The organism is Streptomyces sp. NPDC058864 (assembly GCF_042742985.1).
In the GTDB taxonomy this organism is placed as follows: Bacteria; Actinomycetota; Actinomycetes; order Streptomycetales; family Streptomycetaceae; genus Actinacidiphila.
In genome coordinates this window covers 100,310-116,467 of record NZ_JBHYMQ010000004.1, presented here as the reverse complement: position 1 = coordinate 116,467, position 16,158 = coordinate 100,310, and the positions used below count along the sequence as shown (strand labels likewise).

12 protein-coding genes are annotated in these 16,158 nt (G+C 72.7%); 5 read left to right on the top strand and 7 right to left on the bottom strand.

The annotated features are described in order from the left end of the window. Positions 1-62 precede the first annotated feature (62 nt). On the top strand, positions 63-362 hold the full coding sequence (locus ACFW3D_RS05000; protein ID WP_500501369.1) for a YciI family protein: 300 nt from the start codon (positions 63-65) through the stop codon (positions 360-362). Between the two features lie 16 nt (positions 363-378). On the opposite strand, the gene ACFW3D_RS04995 is transcribed toward ACFW3D_RS05000, so the two are convergent. Continuing rightward, complete coding sequence (locus ACFW3D_RS04995) at positions 379-4,092, bottom strand: CHAT domain-containing protein (protein ID WP_500501367.1); 3,714 nt, start codon at positions 4,090-4,092, stop codon at positions 379-381. 474 nt (positions 4,093-4,566) lie between these two features. Between ACFW3D_RS04995 and ACFW3D_RS04990 the strand changes: the two genes are divergently transcribed. Further along, a complete protein-coding gene (locus tag ACFW3D_RS04990) occupies positions 4,567-4,866 on the top strand; it encodes a RidA family protein (RefSeq protein ID WP_500501680.1) in 300 nt (99 codons plus the stop codon). Between the two features lie 373 nt (positions 4,867-5,239). Here ACFW3D_RS04990 and ACFW3D_RS04985 read toward each other — a convergent pair whose 3' ends face one another. Then, positions 5,240-6,076 carry an alpha/beta fold hydrolase gene (locus ACFW3D_RS04985; protein ID WP_500501365.1) on the bottom strand — a complete coding sequence of 279 codons (837 nt, stop codon included), beginning with the start codon at positions 6,074-6,076 and terminating at the stop codon, positions 5,240-5,242. A 528-nt stretch (positions 6,077-6,604) separates the two neighbouring features. Here ACFW3D_RS04985 and ACFW3D_RS04980 point away from each other — a divergent pair. Both ACFW3D_RS04980 and ACFW3D_RS04975 read left to right on the top strand, forming a co-directional pair. Then, positions 6,605-8,002, top strand: a complete 1,398-nt coding sequence (locus tag ACFW3D_RS04980; RefSeq protein ID WP_500501363.1) for a carboxylesterase/lipase family protein — start codon at positions 6,605-6,607, stop codon at positions 8,000-8,002. A gap of 76 nt (positions 8,003-8,078) precedes the next feature. Then, a complete protein-coding gene (locus ACFW3D_RS04975) occupies positions 8,079-8,771 on the top strand; it encodes an alpha/beta hydrolase (protein ID WP_500501361.1) in 693 nt (230 codons plus the stop codon). Between the two features lie 73 nt (positions 8,772-8,844). On the opposite strand, the gene ACFW3D_RS04970 is transcribed toward ACFW3D_RS04975, so the two are convergent. The 5 genes from ACFW3D_RS04970 to ACFW3D_RS04950 all read right to left on the bottom strand — a co-directional run bounded on the left by ACFW3D_RS04970 (position 8,845) and on the right by ACFW3D_RS04950 (position 14,664). Then, positions 8,845-9,873, bottom strand: a complete 1,029-nt coding sequence (locus ACFW3D_RS04970) for a SpoIIE family protein phosphatase (RefSeq protein ID WP_500501359.1) — start codon at positions 9,871-9,873, stop codon at positions 8,845-8,847. A 589-nt stretch (positions 9,874-10,462) separates the two neighbouring features. Further along, entirely contained in the window at positions 10,463-11,551 is a 1,089-nt protein-coding gene (locus ACFW3D_RS04965) for a PP2C family protein-serine/threonine phosphatase (RefSeq protein WP_500501357.1), read from the bottom strand. A gap of 338 nt (positions 11,552-11,889) precedes the next feature. Further along, the gene (locus ACFW3D_RS04960; protein WP_500501355.1) at positions 11,890-12,645 is read right to left on the bottom strand and encodes an IclR family transcriptional regulator; all 756 of its coding nucleotides are present in this window, start codon (positions 12,643-12,645) and stop codon (positions 11,890-11,892) included. A gap of 137 nt (positions 12,646-12,782) precedes the next feature. Further along, entirely contained in the window at positions 12,783-13,628 is an 846-nt protein-coding gene (locus ACFW3D_RS04955; RefSeq protein ID WP_500501353.1) for an alpha/beta fold hydrolase, read from the bottom strand. Between the two features lie 214 nt (positions 13,629-13,842). Further along, complete coding sequence (locus tag ACFW3D_RS04950; protein ID WP_500501351.1) at positions 13,843-14,664, bottom strand: alpha/beta hydrolase; 822 nt, start codon at positions 14,662-14,664, stop codon at positions 13,843-13,845. Between the two features lie 622 nt (positions 14,665-15,286). Here ACFW3D_RS04950 and ACFW3D_RS04945 point away from each other — a divergent pair. Continuing rightward, entirely contained in the window at positions 15,287-16,114 is an 828-nt protein-coding gene (locus tag ACFW3D_RS04945) for an SDR family NAD(P)-dependent oxidoreductase (protein ID WP_500501349.1), read from the top strand. The last annotated feature ends 44 nt before the right edge of the window (positions 16,115-16,158 follow it).

The following is a 16,158-nucleotide window of genomic DNA, read 5'->3' as shown; positions in this document are numbered from 1 at the left end:
CGCCGGAGCGGGCGCTGCCATGATGTGCCGGGCCGCCCGGCCCGCCGCGAGATCGGACGGGGATGCTGCACCTGCTGTTCCTGACGTACACCGGACCGGAGGAGGACGCCGGGCCGTTCGTCGCCGCCCATGTCGCGTTCCTGGAACGCCACCACCGCGCCGGCACCTTCCTGCTCTCCGGGCAGACGGTGCCCTCGTCCCAGGGCGGGGTGATCCTCGCCCGCGGGACGGACCGCCGGACGATCGAGCGGATCGCCGCGGAGGACCCCCTGTTGACCTCGGGGGTCGCCGCGTACACCGTCACCACCGTCGACCCGGCCCGCGCGCACCCGGTCCTGGCCGGACTGCTCGGCGGCGCATGACCGCCCGTCGTGGCGCTCAGCGGCCGATGTGGACGAACGGGGCCCAGACCGCCGGGGAGCGGGCGTAGCGGGTGCGCAGGGCGCGGATGACGTGGTTGAGGGCGCGGCCGGCGTTCGCCGGGGCGACGGCGCCGGGCACCGGGGCGCGCAGCGCGGCGTAGAGCCGGGCGGCCAGGAGCGCGGACACCGCGTCGTCGGCCTCCCAGAGGGCACCGACGACCTGCGGGTAGCCGGCGGTCTGGAAGGCGGAGGCGAGGTGGACCGCCTCGTCGGGCAGCTGCCCGGTGTGCGCGGTGTGGCAGGCGAGCAGCACCGCGAGCTCCGCGTAGAGCAGTTCCTGCCGGGAGACGTCCGCGGCGCTCAGCGGCCCGCCGTGCAGGAGCAGATGGCTGGCGGACGGGTCCTGCGGGTCGCTGACGCCGTGGCACGCGAAGTGCACCCAGCGGGCCGTGCGCAGGGCCGACAGGACGCGTTCGGGTGTCGCCGCCTCGCCCTCGAGGGCGCGGACGCCGCCCAGGGCCTCCCCGATCGCGGCGATCTCACGGGCCGAGGCGCCCGCCGAGCCCGCCGTGCCGGTGGGCCGGCCGACCGCCAGCAGCCGTCCGCCGGTGCGGCCGGAGGAGACCCGCCGGGCGTGCCCCAGGGCGCGCAGGGTGGGGGTGTAGGACGAGGCCACCCGGTCCAGCACGGTCCGGCCGTCGCGCAGTTGGTGCTTGCGCTGGAGCCCGGCGGCGTGCAGCGGCAGGTACGCCAGCGGTCCCGAGGCCGACCACCACAGCCGGGGCGCGGCCGACGCGGGGGCGTCCCCGGGGAGCGGCCGGGTGAGTCCGAGGGCGGTGAGCACCGGCTCGGCCACCGTGCGCCAGAGCCAGGCGAGAGTGTCCAGCACGAGCTCGCGGGCCCGGTCGCGCTCCTCGCCGGGCGCGGTCCGCGGAAGGCCCACGGCGGCGAGGAACTCCGCCGCCCGCAGGGCCACCTGGCCCTCCGTCAAACCACGTAGTGGCACACAGAAGATCCGTTCCGGCGTGACGACGACGGCGTCGCACCGCAGCCGGTCCACATTGACGGCGACGATCGGCCCCTGTGCCGCCACGGCCCGCATCTCCCGTTCCGTGGGCGGCATCAGGAACCGCTCGAACCCCGTCCTGCCGCGGACGCGCATCAGCAGCGCCTCCCATTCGGCGGCCGCGACGTGCCGTTCCATGAAGTCCTCGCCCGCCTCGGCCCGTCGCAGACGGCCCCCCAGCGCGGAGAACTCCCGGGCCAGCAAGGGGTGTGCCGCGGACAGGGCGGTCAGATCGGCGCGGGCCTCAAGGTCCTGGCCCATCAGCACCGCCCGGCTCTGCTCCAGCAGCGCCAGCGCCTGCGCGGGCCGCCCGGCGGCGAGCGCCGCCGCACAGCCGGTACGGCCCAGGCTCGTGCCCGTCAGGGGATCGGGCCGGCCCGTGTCCGCCGGGTCGCCGCCGTCCGTCCGCAGGTGCGCCAGGGGGTAGCGGCGGCCCAGCAGCGCCCCGCCGACGAAGGCCCGGCGGTCCTCCCGGGCCAGGGCGCGCGAGGCCACCGATGGCAGGGTCTCCAGCGCCCGTGCCGCCGCGTCGGCGGCGGCCGCCCAGTCGTGGTGCTCCAGCGCGTCGGCCATCGCGATGCGCGCCACCTCGAACCGCAGCGCCGGCATCTCGCCCCCGGGCTCCGCCGCCAACGCGACCTCGGCCGCCCGTGCCGCCCGCTGGTCCCCGCGGACCGTGGCATCGGTGTAGTCCGCCCAGTGGCCGTACGAGGTCACCATCCCGCCCAGCAGGTCCGTCAGGCCCGGGGTGCGTTCCACGCGCCGCGAGGCGTCGGCGATCCTGCGGCGCGCCTCGGCGGCCAGGACCGGGTCCTGGGTGAGCCCGGCGAGGTTGGTGAGCGCGTTGGCGTACTCGACCTCACCGGCGGCGCGTTCCGGAGCGTCTTCGGGCAGCAGGTCGAGCGCCGCGCGCAGTTCCCCGCAGCAGGCGCGCAGCGCACCGGCGTCCATGGCGAGCACCGCCCGCATGTGCTGCCACGGCGCCGAGGCGAGGACCAGACGGGCGTGCTCCGGGGAGCCGTGGGGGAGTTCGGCCAGGACGCGGTCGCCGAGCGCGGCCGCCTCGTCGATCACGGCGGCGTCCTGGTCGGCCATGTAGCGCATCCCGGTGATCGCCATCAACAGGCTCGCCGTCTGGGCGCGTTCGGGGCTGCCGGCCGCCGTACGCTCCAGCGCCTCCCGCAGCCGCCGTTCCGCGTCGGCGACGAAGGCGGGGTCCAGGCCCTGGGGTGTGCCGGGGCCCTTGGCCAGGGCATCGAGCAGCGGCCGCATGTCGGGAGGGACGGGGAAGGCGGAGGTGAAGCGGGTGTACAGGTCCTCGCCCGCCTCGTCGCGCGGTCCCGGCCGCGGCTCGGTCGGCGGCTCCGTCCCGGGCTGGGGTTCGGGCGGCGGTTCGGGCTGCGGCTGCGGCTGCGGCCCGGGTTCCGCGGTGGGAGCGGTGACGGGGTCGGCACGGAAGCCGTCCGGCGGCAGGGCCGTCCGCAACTGCAGCGGCGGCAGCGCGGGCGCGAACCGCACCATCACCGGCAGGAACCGGGTCACCACCGCGCCCAGGGCCCGCGGCACGAGCCGCATCCTGCCGCGGAGTTCGCCCACCGCGGTCGCCTTCTCGGCGATGTGCGGCAGCAGCGGATGGCCCGGCGGCAGCCGCTCCATGAGCGCGCGCAGCATCCGTTCCGCCTCGGCGGCGTCCGCGGCCTCCCAGGCGACGACCGCACGGGCGGCCAGCAGCGAGGCCGCGTTCACCTCGTAGGCCCCGTTGTCGTCCGGCAGCCCCTCGGCCCGGTACGCCTCCAGGTGGCCCATCGCCTCGTCGATCGTCGCGCGGGCCGGCGCCCACGGCAGCGTGCACATCAGCGCCACCGCCAGCGCGAAGTGGACGCTCCGCATCTCGTGCCGGTCCCGCAGCCCGCCCATGGTGCGCCCGCTCGCCGCGGCCAGCGCCAGTCGCCCGCCCCGCACGGCGACGTCCACCGCCTCCCGGTCCCGCGGATGCGCCCGGATCCAGGCGACCCCGGCGAGCACCGCCACCCGGCCCGCGTCCGGGGCGTCGACGTGCCCGGGGATGACCGTCCCGAAGGCTTCCTGGGCACGCGCCCACAGCGACGGCAACTCGCCGGTGGCCCCGCACTCGTACCGGATCAGCGCGGAGTGCGCGAGCCGGGCGAGCAGCCCGGGGCGGCTCAGGTCGTCCGGGGGCAGCGTCGCCAGCAGCTCCGCCACCCTGCCCTCCAGGGGGTCCGCCGGCCGGAACGGCTGCTGCGAGGGGCCCGACGGGTAGACGGCGGCGACCGCCACGAGGTCGTCGGGCGGGCGGTGCTGGGTCTGCGCCCCCAGGTGATGGCGGACCTCGGGCGCGGTCCGGAAGTCGCCGTGCACGTGCGCCAGGGTGCGTTCGGCGAGCTGCAGATGGAGGACGAGCCGGGCGCGCAGCGGATCGTCGCGGGACGCCGTGTCCAGCCCGAGCACCATCAGCGCGAGCGCGGCGGCGGCCGGGGCCCGCCCGTCCTCGCTCCCCCAGGATTCCCGCAGCAGGCCCTCCGCCGCCGTGAGCAGGCCCCCGGGCGTCGTGCCGGCACCGTCGACCAAGCGCGCGGTGCCCGGCGGCTCCGCCAGCCCGAAGCGCGTCAGCATGCGGTCCACGGCCGCCCGCGCGTCCGTCATCAGCCGCCCCCGATCCCCGTCGCCGATGTCGCGGCAGGATAGCGCCACCGGTGACGGGCCGGTCACTGCGCGGCACGGCGGAGCGGGCCGTGGGACGCGTGCGAGCGCGACGCGCCTCGTAGCGGCGGCGGGCCGTCGGGCCCGGGCATGCGGGGCTGGTCCACCGCGACCTGCAGCCGGGCAACGTGCGCGACGGGGACGGGGCCGTCCACCGCGCGGGTACCTGCTCAGTACTGGTGCGGGTGGGACCGGCCCGCGTAAGTCGTCCGACAGTGCCGACGACCGGGGTTCATGGCGGGTCGCGGTCCGAGCGGCGGCGGAATCCGGGCCTTGCGCGGTCCGTGGCGCCCGCTCTGCCGCCCGGTGTCCGGGCGGACACGTGGTGCGCTGTCGGAACGACTGCCCGGCGCGGCTCGGTGACCGGCTTTTCCGCAGGCGTTCGACGGATGTGGGCCCGGTGCCTGCGGCGACACTCTGGGCGGATCGCAGTCGGAGGCCTACGACGCCGCACGTTCCACAGCCCTTGCCGTCCTTGCGAGTTTGCGCGCGGCTCTCGGCGATCTGGACCGCGTCGTCGCCTGGCTCAGGGTTTTCGGCATGGTCAATGCCGCGCCCGGTTTCGCCTCGGCGCCAGCGGTGGTGAACGGTTTCTCCGATCTGATCCTGGAACTGTGGGGGCCCGAGGCCGGCAGTCATGCCCGGTCGGCGGTCGGCCTCGCGGAGCTCCCCTTCCGCATTCCGGTGGAGATCGAGGCCGAGGTCCTGATCCGCTGAGTTCGCCCCGCCATCCGGGTCGGGCGGCTGGGCGGTCCGTCGGCCGCAGGGCAGCTCGTGCAGCGGTGACCGGGCGAGGCCGGGTCATGCCGGTCCCTCGCCCGGTCACCGAGTCCGTCCTGGCTCCACGCACCATCTGGTCGTCGACCGGTCCGGGACTACGGTCGCCGTCACGCCGACCGGTGACAACCGAATGGCGGCCGACGTGGCCGATGAGAGGTGCGGAGCCCGGCGGTTCCTGGGGCCTGCCGTCCATGTGCCGGCTGGTATGGCGCACCAGGGCCGGGTGTTGCGGTCGTGCCCGCCGGCGGCCGCGAAGGGCGGCCTGGACGGCGGTTCGGGTCGGGTGTTGAGGACTGCCCAGGGTGCGGGGTCAGTTGCGGAGGAAGTCCAGGGCCTGCCGCACGAAAACCTCGTGGTACTGGAAGATGCCGCCGTGGCCGGAGCCGGGGTAGACGGCGAGCTTGGCGTCGGGGAGCAGCTGGGCGAGGCGGAGAGTGCCGGCCGCTGTGGGCCACATCGTGTCGTTGTCGCCGTTGACGACGAGTGCGGGCTGCTTCACCGCTGCCAGGCCGGCCGGCGAGGTGTCCTGCTCCCACGTGGTGAGCGCGGTGAGCTGGGCGCCGATGGCCTCGTCGGAGATCGGGGTGTCGCGGTCGTCCGCGGTGCGCTGATCCAGGCGGGCGAGGAAGGAGTCCGCGGCTGCCTGACCCGCCGACGACGGCTCGAAGAACAGGAAGTGCTTGGGGTGCTTGCCGAGCTCGGTCGCCCTCTGGACGGCCGCCTGGAGGGTGGCGCCGGTGGCAGCCGGGCCCTGGGCGCCGGCGGGCGCGGTGGCGGCCAGGATGATCCGGCGGACGCGGTCGGGGTGCTGCTGGGCGACGATGCCGCCCAGGGAGTAGCCGAGCAGGTCGACGGTCTCCAGGCCGAGGGCGTCCAGGAACGCGACGGTGTCGTCGGCCATCGCCTCGAAGGTGTCGGGGGCGGTCCCGCCCGAGCGGCCGACCCCGCGCAGGTCGACCAGGACGACGCGCCGCTCGGCTGCCAGGCCGTCGACGACGGCGGGGTCCCAGTCGTCCAGTACCGCGGTCACGTGGTGCAGGAGGACCAGCGGAACGCCCTCGCCCGTGCCCACCTCGCGGTAGGCGAACGGGGTCCCTGAGACGTCAACGGTTCTGGTCGGAGCGGAAGTTGCGGTTACTGCGGACATGGTGGGGTCCTTCCTTCGTCATCGGTGCCGACGGGGCTGCCTGACATCCGTCGCAGGCGACAACCGACGCCGGCGGTCCTGGTGTTCACGCTCGCGATGGCGGCGCGGAAGTGGCGTAGTGGGCGTTGCCGGTGCGGGCGTTCTTCTGGTTGTCCGGCATGTTCTTGCAGGTGGTGCTGATGCCTGTGTCACCCCGCTGTGCCGGCGACGAGCGTGGCACCTGTTGGGTGCCAGCCTCTTCGCAGAAATTCCTGTCGCAAATCACATCCCTGATGATGGATCCGATGAATTCGGAGCACGCCGGGTAAGGCAGCAGCCCGCGACTGGGACATGCGAAGTCGGTGCGGGACAAGCGGGATTCTAGTCACGCACAAGAGACCCTCAGACGTGTCGTCGATCACAAAGCCGACGAATGAGCCTCCGGCTCTGAGCCGAACTTTCATTCAGTGAAAGTTTTTTGCCGCCCGCTGATCCGGAGGTAGCATCCGGACGTTCGTATTCCAATGGGGAGCGGAGCCGGGCTTCAGTATGGAAGACATCATCGTGCAAACGATCCAGGGCGCCGTGCGAGGCGTAATGGACAAGGGTGTCAGCGTTTTCAAGGGTGTTCCGTATGCCGCGCCCATCGACGGACCTCGGCGTTTCCAGGCCCCGGGGCGGCCGCAGCCGTGGGACGGTATCCGCGACGCCACTGCTTTCAGTGCCTCGCCCCCGCAGGCACAAATGCCGCCTTTGCCGGCGCTGTGGCAGCCGGGTGACGATGCCGACTGCCTCACCGTGAATGTCTGGACGCCCGATCCCGGGGCGGGCGGTCTTCCGGTGATGGTCTGGATTTACGGCGGGGCGTTCATTTTCGGTTCCGCGAGCCAGCCCGAGTTCGATGGCGAGAACCTGGCCCGTTCGGGCGTCGTGCTGGTGACCTTCAACTACCGAACCGGTTTCGAGGGCTTGGGCTGGCTGCCGGACGCGCCGCGGAACCGGGCGCTGCTCGACCAGCTCGCGGCCCTGCACTGGGTCCAGGAGAACATCGCGCGTTTCGGCGGGGACCCGGGCAACGTCACGATCTTCGGGCAGTCGGCCGGAGCCAGCGCGGTGGTGGCGCTGACGGCCGCCGAGGCCGGCCGCGGGCTGTTCGTCCGGGCCATCGGACAGAGCGTCACAGCGGCCTTCCTGCCCGAAGAACGGGCGCGCGGCACGGCAGAGCGGATCGCGGCGGCGCTCGGTGTGCCGCTCACTTCCGAGGCCTTCGCGGGCGTGGCGTCCGAGGCGATCCACGCCGTGCAGTCGAGGGAGGGCGAGGTGACTCCCTACGGACTGGTGGTGGACGGGGATGCGGTGCGCGACCGGCCCTGGCGCGGCCTGCGTGCGGAGGTCGACCTGATGACCGGGTTCGCCCGGGACGAGTACCGGTTCTTCGCCATGGCAATGAACGAGGATCTGTCCGCCGTCGACCTCGCTGGTGCCGCGACGGCGCACGGTGTTCCTCTCGACGCCTACCGAGCCGCGTACCCTGGCGCCTCCGATGCCGATCTGTACCTCCTCATCCAGTCCGACGCGTTCTTCCGCATGCCGTCGACGTGGTGCGCGCAGGAGCACTCCGGCCGCAGCTGGTGCTATGAGGTGGCCTGGCCGACCCCTGCGTTCGGCGGCGCGCTCGGCTCCTGCCACCTGCTCGACGTGCCGCTGTTGTTCGGCAACTTCCACGGCCCGATGGCGGCCATGCTCTTCGGCGACTCGCTCCCGCCGGAGGCCGTCGGCCTGGCGCAGGAGGTCCGCACGTCGCTGACGGCCTTCGCCGCCACCGGCGACCCGGGCTGGCCGCAGTACGTGAAGGGTGAGGCGCTCACGCGGATCTGGGACGTGCCCGCCTCAGTGGTGGCCGACCCCGTGTCGGCGTCCCGGCAGATCTGGGCGGACAGAGTGTGAACCGTTCCGGGCGGACCTCGGCCGCCCGTGATCGGCTCGGCCCGCCAGATTCCCCTGCCTACCCGAAAGCTCTCTCATGTCACTTCCGGCTCTGCTCCTCGTCCACGGCGCCTGGCACGACTCACCTGCCTGGCGGTTCCTTGCCTCGTGTCTTCCCGATGTGGACGTGAGGGCCGTGCGCCTGCCCAGTACCGGGGAGGACCCCGCACTCCTCGGGGACCTGTACGCGGATGCGGCTCGCATCGAAGCCGTCCTGGGGGAGATCGGAGGACCAGCGGTGGTCCTCGGCCATTCCTACGGGGGAGCGCCCGTGTCGCAGACACCGGCGGTGTCCGGCATCGTGCGGGTGATCTATCTGGCGGCGATGATGCAGGACGTCGGTGACACGGTGCTGACACCGACGGGAGGCGTCCATCCCCCGTACTGGGACGTCCATGAGGAGGAAGGCGACCGTCCGGGCTGCTTCGGCGTGTCCGATCCGGTGGAAGTGCTGTACAACGGCGTCGCCCCGCAACTGGCCGAGTCCGTCGCGGCGACCCTGCGCAAGCAGTCCCTCGCTTCGGTCACCCAGCCTCTCACCCGGGCCGTCTGGCGCGACGTACCGAGCTCGTACATCGTCTGCGAGCAGGACCGCGCGATTCCTGCCGCGTTCCAGTACTCCATGGCCCGGCAGGCCGGCCGCGTCCGCTCGATGGACAGCGGGCACTCGCCGTTCCTCTCGCACCCCGCGGAACTGGCCCGCCTGATACGGGAGGAGATGGCCGCCTGAAGGCGCGAGGAGTCCAACCCGAAGAAGAAGCGCCGCCTGGGAGCGGGCTCTGAGGCAACGCACGGTGTGCTCTCTATGTTTCGTGTTGCGGGGTGTGTTCGGCCCAGATGGTCTTGCCTTGCGGGTGATGGCGGGTGCCCCAGCGCTGGGTGAGTTGGGCGACGATGAACAGCCCCCGGCCGCTTTCGTCGAAGGTGCGGGCGCGTCGAAGGCGCGGGGATGTGGTGCCGCCGTCGGTGACCTCGCAGGTCAGGCTGGTGGCGCAGCGGATCAGGCGGAGACGTACCGGTGGCCGCGCGTGGCGGATGGCGTTGGTGACCAGTTCGCTGGCGATGAGGACGGTGGTGGGGGTGGCCTCGTCCAGGCCCCATGCCGTCAGCTGGGCGGTGACATGTTTGCGCGCGGCGGAGACGGCCGCCGGCTCGGCGGTGAGGTCCCACGTGGCCACGGTGGTGGTGTCGAGTGTGCGGGTTCGTACGGCGAGCACACGCAGTTGACGGGGGCCGCCCTCTGCCGCGAGGGCCCGCAGGGCGGCACGGCAGGTGGCTGCGAGCGAGGCCCGTGGCTCGATGCGTCGTTCGCGCACGGTGGATCCATCGGCCCTGGTCCCGGAACCGGTTCGCTTCCCGGAGTGCGTGTGCAGCAGGAGCACGCTGCCTTTGCCGAGCCGGATCTCCGCGGTCGCGACATGTGCTCGTGCGCGTCCGAGCGGTGTTCCGGAGGGCAGGTCGACGGCGACGGTCACACCGTCGGGGCTGATGACGGTGGGCGCGGGATGCCCGGCGCAGGCGAGGGTGCAGTCTGCGGTGACGGGGTCGTAGACGGCGTACAGGCAACTCGCCGTGACGTCGTGGGCGGCGTCGTCCGGTTGCAGCCGGTGGAGGACGTCCTGCAGGTGGCCGAGCATCTCGTCCGGTTGCACGTCGATGTCCGCCAGCGTGCGCACCGCGGCGCGGAGTTCGGGCACCAGGGCGGGGGCCGGTTCTCCGTCCTCGGTCACGCTGGCGGCGACCAGCGCCACCCGGGCTCCGGGCAGCGGGATGACGTCCAGCCAGTGGGCCTGCGGCCTTCCGTCGTCGGCCCGGCCGTATGCGAGATCCACGGGCGCCGGTTGCGGCAGGCGCCCGGGCGGTGTTCCCCCGGCCAGTAGGGAGGCGCACAGACCGCCGGGCGCCTGACGTGGTGCAGAGGCGATCCGGCCCGTCCGCTCACCGCTCGGGGCAGGTACGGCGAAGGCACACCTCGCTTGCCGGCGGCCCCGGACTCGGCAGATGGCCAGGCTCATGCCCAGAGACAGGAGGGCCGCGGCGATGACAACCGCCCGCCCGCCGTCCGACACGCCCGGAATCACGAAACCGTAGATGACCACGCTGGTCGCCAGCGTGGAAGCCCCGACGATCAGGGTGTGCCTGAAGGGCAGCAGGGCTGCCGCCATCACGGGTGCCGGCACCGAGTAGTCCGACCAGCGGACCAAGCCCCCAGCAGAGGCATCCAGCTGCACTGCGCAGGCCGCAGCGAGGTAGACGGCGAGCAGCGCGCTCGGGTGCCGGAGCAGGAGGAGTCTGGGCGTGGCCATTCCCGTCACCGTCCCTTCTGATGTGACGCGCAGCGCCCGCGATTGACGCGCACGGTGGGTGGCGCAAGGGTGAGGGGGCAGTGCGCGGGTGTGCGGGTCTTCGGGTTCTGGTTGTTCACGGTGGCGCCTGTCCGGCGTGGACGGGGTGCGCTGGATGATGGACCGCGACAAGGGCCAGGTCGTCCTGGAGGTTCTGGCCCACATGCCGGTCCACATCGAGACCGACGTGCTGTACGAGACGGCGGGGGCAGTCCCAGTTCCACGTATCGGCACGGTCGAGGACGGGGAAGAACTCGCCGGCGGAGTCCCGGGCTTCGGCCAGCCCGTCGGTGTAGAGGAGCAGGGTGTCTCCGGGACCGAAGGCGACAGTGTCGAGGCGGAAGGCGTTGGGCGTGTCCGCCGCGAGGCCCAGCGGCGGGGCGGGCCGGGCGACCGGCAGCAGGGTGACCTGGTCGCCCTGGCACAGCAGAGGCGGCGGGTGCCCGCAACTGACCACCCTCACGATCTCCTCGTCGTCGGGGAGTTCGATCAGAAGGACGGTGATGAACCGCTCGCTGCTGTCGGGGGCGATCGCGGTCAGCTCGCCCAGGTGCCTGCGGACGCTGCGTTCCAGGGAGGCCGCGAGTTCCGGGAGCGTGCGGTACTGCTGGGCGGCCTCACGGAAAGCACCCAGGACGGCGCAGGCGTCATCGACGGCCGGAAGGCCCTTTCCGCGGACGTCTCCGATGAGCAGACGTGTGGCCCGGCCGGTGCGGGCCGCTGCGTACAGGTCGCCGCCCACCAGCGCGTGTGCCGCCGCGGCACGGTACATCGAGGCGACACGGAAGCGGCCCAGCTCCACGGGGATCGGCCGCAACAGCACGCGTTGGGCCGTTTCGGAGACGGCCCGTACCTGGGCCAGCTCCCGCAAGTCGCGGTCGTGCAGCGCCCGGGAGGCGATGACGAACGCGGAGACCAGGAGCACCGCGCCGATGTGAATGGGCAGCAGCGGTGAGTGCAGCAGGCCGTCGTGGCGGTCCACGAGGAGCACTGCCGCGGCTGCCATGAGCGCGACGACGGCCGTGAAGCGTGTCCGTGCGAAGGTCGCCGTGCACGTGGGGGCCGCCACGAGCAGTGGGGACAGGTGCACCGCCAGGGGCGCGAACGACGCACCCAAGGTGATGGCCGCGATCAGCAGGAGCGGAGGCACAGCCTGGCCACGCATGCCCAACGGTCCGGCGCCGCGGCCATGAGCCTTCGGCCGCCGGGGGACTCCCGGGCCTGACGCCTGGAGCAGGCGGGCCCCGTCATCGGTCCCGGGCGCGGAGACGGGAGCGAGCGGGCAGCGCGGCATCGCGAGTCCGAGGAGTGGCCGGATCTTCCTTGAAACAAGGTGTCGTATCAACATGGCGCGGCTTTCGTGCCATCGCGGTATGGAAGGGTGAGTTGAGGCCCCAAGGAGCCCGGCGACGTGAGCGGTCAGCACCTCGGTGCATCGCCGCCGGCCTCTTCGTGGCCGCCGAGGAGGCTCGGTTGCGGGCCGTCGACCGACCCGCGGCGTGTTCACTCGCGCAAGGCGCGGGAAACTCTTCGTGCCGCCGCGCGAACGGCGGGAGCGAGCGACTGGGGGGACTGGCTGCCCGCCCTGAAGGCGATCGACAGGGCCGCCACGACCGAGCCGCCCGCACCGTGGATCGGCGCTCCGACGCAGTGGACGTCCGGCCCCACCATTCTGTCGCTGCTGGCGTACCCGTCCCTGCGGACCTCGGCCAGCAGGTAGCGGAGCCGGGCGGGAGAGGTGACCGTGTTGCTGGTGTAGCGACGCGGTGGGGTGCTCAGGTACTCCTCCTGGACGTCGTCGGGCGCGTGGGCGAGCAGGACGAGTCCCGCTCCCGTGGCGAATGCGCCGAAGCGGCCTCCCACCCGGCTGTCGGCCTGCGGGGCGCCCGGCGCGCTCAGCCGCTCAAGGAAGACGACGTCCAGGTGGTCTCGCACCGAGAGATGGATGTGCTGCTCCTTCGTCACGTCGTACAGGTCCTGCAGGATCGGCAGAGCGGCATCGCGCAGCGGGAAGCCGCGAGGCGCGAGGGTGGCCACCTCCCACAGCCGCAGACCCACCCGGTAGCGCCGGTCGGGTCCGCGCTCCAGGGCTCCCCAGGCGACGAGTTCGGCAGCACGACGATGAACCGTCGGCAGCGACAGGCCCGTTCGCCGGGACAACTCGGTGAGGGTGAGCGCGGGGTTCTCGTACGAGAAGGCCCCGAGCAGCGCCAGGACCTTGTCGGTCACCGACATGCCGTGTTCATCGGGCATGTCCATGCCCCTTCCTTCGTGTGCGGGACGGCCTCCGTGCCGTTCGCCGGGCGACCGGCCACGGCCCCTCCCCGCACGACGACCTGGGCCGTCGTGCGGGGTGGCGTACCGGGCCGCCGGGCGACGCCGCGGCCCGGCCGCCGTCAGTGGACGGTTGCGGCGGCCTTCTTGATGAGGTCGGTGACGATGCCGGGGTTGGTCACCTGCGCGGCGTGCGGGGTGTCGGCCTCGACGGTGTGGGCGTGGGCTCGGTTGGCCATGAAGCGCTCGGTGGCGGGCGGGATCACGTGGTCGTCCTTGGAGACGAGGTACCAGGACTGGATGGTCTTCCAGGCGGGCTCGCCGGAGCCTTCGCCGAGCGCCTCAGGGGCGGCGGGGCTCTGGGTGGCGGCGAGTTCGGCGGCGGTCCTGGCGCTGACGCGGTCGCTGAAGAAGAGGTTGCGGTACTGGTCGGCCTTGGCGTACAGGTCGACCCCGGTGGTGCCGTCGGCCTTGGGGAAGGGGACGGGGAAGAGGGCGGTGGGGACCTGGGCGTCAGGGTCGTTGCTGATCTGGGAGCCGGGGAACTTCTTGGTCAGGCCCTCGACGGACTCGTCCTTGTCCGGCGCGAAGGCGGAGATGTAGACGAGCGCCTTGACGTTCTTGTTCCCGGTTGCGGCGTTGGTGATGACCGAGCCGCCGTAGGACTGGCCGACCAGGACGACGGGGCCCTGGATGGTCTTGAGGTAGGCGGCCAGGTAGGAGGAGTCGGCGGTCACGCCGCGCAGACCGGTGGGCGGCGCGACGACCGGGTAGCCGTCGTTCTGCAGGCGCGTGATCACGCCCTTCCAGCCGGCGGCGTCGGACCAGGCGCCGTTGACCAGGACGACGGTCGGCTTCGGCGCCGAGTGGTGGGCGGGAGAGGCCGACGCGAATGCGGTCACCCCGCCGGCAAGGGCGACACCGGTCACCGTGAGAACGGCGATACGGAACGTACGGCGGCGAAGCATGGATTTCTCCTTGTGCGATGGGGTTGTTGCGGCGGGCACACACGCCCGCGCTGACGGGGCACACGACGATCGCGTCCCCGGGAGAGCCCCCGCGGGCGGCGGGGGCGCCGCGCCGGACCGCCGGTGACGGACGGCGCGTTCATGAGGTCGAAGACCGGCAGATCAAGACCGGCGGTCTGCGGGTCCCGCGGTCGGCGGCTCCCGCGATCCGCGGTCACACGCGGGCGGGAAGGTGTTCCTCGGCCCAGTTCAGTGCGTAGTCCGCGACTTCCTTCCAGCCCTCCTGGCCGATGATGAAGTGCGAGCGTCCGCGGAACTCCTGGTAATCGGTCACGGCGGGTGACTTCCGGTACAGGCGCCAGTTGGCCTTGTTCACCTTGGGCGGGACGATGTGGTCGGCCTCTCCCGCGATGAACAGCAGCGGCGCCCTGCGTCTGTTGCGGAAGTCGACCCGGGTCGCGGCCCGGGGGTTGAAGTTGGCGAACGCCCCCTGGAAGAGGACCCGCGCCGATCCGGGGACGGCGTAGCGCTCGTAGTGGGCGTCGGACTGGCTCTCGCTGAGCGTGTTGGTGATGGCGTAGTGGAACTGCCGCGCCGTCAGGGAGACCGCCTTGTTCTTGTTGGCCGGGTTCCCCAGCACCGGCCACGCCGACTTGAGGGTCGACAGCGGCAGCGGAAGCACACCCTTGACGGCCGCCGAGTCGATGGCGACCCCGGCACTGCCCAGGCCCCGATCGAGCAGGATCTGCACGATGGTGCCGCCGAACGAATGGCCCATGAGGATGGGCGGATGAGGCAGGTCGCGGATGATCCGCTCGTAGTGGTCGACCACCTCGAGCAGGCCGACCCCCGCGATGCCCGAGGGGTCGCGCCGCAGCTCCTCCACCTCGCGGTCGAGCCCGGGCCAGGCGGGGGCCAGGACTCTGTACCCGCGCGCTTCGTAGTGGTGCTTCCACCCCTCCCAGCTACGCGGGTTCACCCACAGGCCGTGGATGAGCACGATCGTGCCTGCCTCATGGGCATGGGGCTCACTCATGCGGACCTCCAAAACGAATAGAACGTTCTGTTCACTAAACGCTAGCCGGGCCGGTATCGGCACGCAAGCGGAGCCATGAAAGGCGCGGGGGAACCGTCAGAACATGGCCGGTGCGTACGAGCACGCATCGGGCGCATGCCGGGCCCGCGTCCCCCTGCACCGAGCACGAATCCGGACCGCGCCAGGCCGGCGGTACGCGCCGGCCTCCCGCAGCGCCCCCAGAGTGTCGCCGCAGGCACCGGGCCCACATCAGTCGAACGCCTGCGGAAAGGCCGGTCACCGAGCCGTGCCGGGCAGTCATTTCGACAGCGCACCAGGTGTCCGCCCGGTCGCCGGGCGGCGGAGCCGGCACCACGGACCGCGCAAGGCCCGGATTCCTCAGGTGAAAGGTCCGGGAGCCGGCACCCGGAGCCCGGGCGACCGGATTCCGCCCCGCCGCTTGGACCGGGACCCGCCATGAACCCCAGTCGTCGGCACGGTCGGACGACTTATGCGGGCCGGTCCCACCCGCACCAATACTGAGCAGGTACCCGTGCGGTCACACGCCGGTGCCGGATCCGTCATGGCCCGTCCGCGGCCAGGACTGCCGCCGCCTCACCGCTCCCACCATGCGCCGAGGAGCATGATGTCGAAGATCATCCTTGTCACCGGGGCGTCCAGCGGCCTCGGGGCGGCGACCGCCCAGGCCTTGGCCGAGGCCGGTCACATCATCTACGCCGGAATGGGCGCGGCCTCAGGCCGTCCGCCGATCGCCGCCGAACCGGACCGGGCCACGGGCCACCAGGGCGCTCGGCCGCGTCCGATCGACCTCGACGTCGCCGATCAGCGCTCGGTCAGCGCCGCGGTCACCGACATCACGGCGGAAGCCGGGCGGATCGACTGCGTGGTCCACACGATGGGACCTGTGCCCCGGGGCCCGATCGAGTCCTTCACCCCCTACCAGTTGGCGCAGATCTACGACGCGAACGTGCTGTCCACCCAGCGGGTGAACCGTGCTGTACTGCCGCAGATGCGCGAGCGCCGGGACGGCCTGCTGGTCTGGGTGGCGTCCGGAGGCGGCCCCGCGGACGAGTCCCCCTATCTCGCCCTGCACTCCGAAGGCGTCGCGGCGATCGGCCATCTCGCGGCGAGCTACGCGAAGGAGCTGGCCGGCTTCGGGGTGGAGGCCACGGCCGTCGTGGCCGGCCTGATCGTGCCCGCAACAGGCCGGCGGCTGCGGCTGTTCCGTCCGGACGACCTCGACGCGGCGCAGGCGTACGAGGGCCGGTATCCCGGCCTGGTCGACCGAGTCGACGCCCACCTGGCCGATGAGGCCGTATCCGCGGCGCGTCTCGCCCGCACGGCCCAGGCCGTCGCAGCCGTGGTGGACAGCCCGAAGGGCACTCGCCCGCCGCGGGTCACCGCCGGTGCGCCCGGTGACCGGCCGCCGGGGACCGGCGACGGCGGTTAGGCGGACGCGGAAAGGCGCGGTCAGGGCGTGGAAGCGGAAGGGTG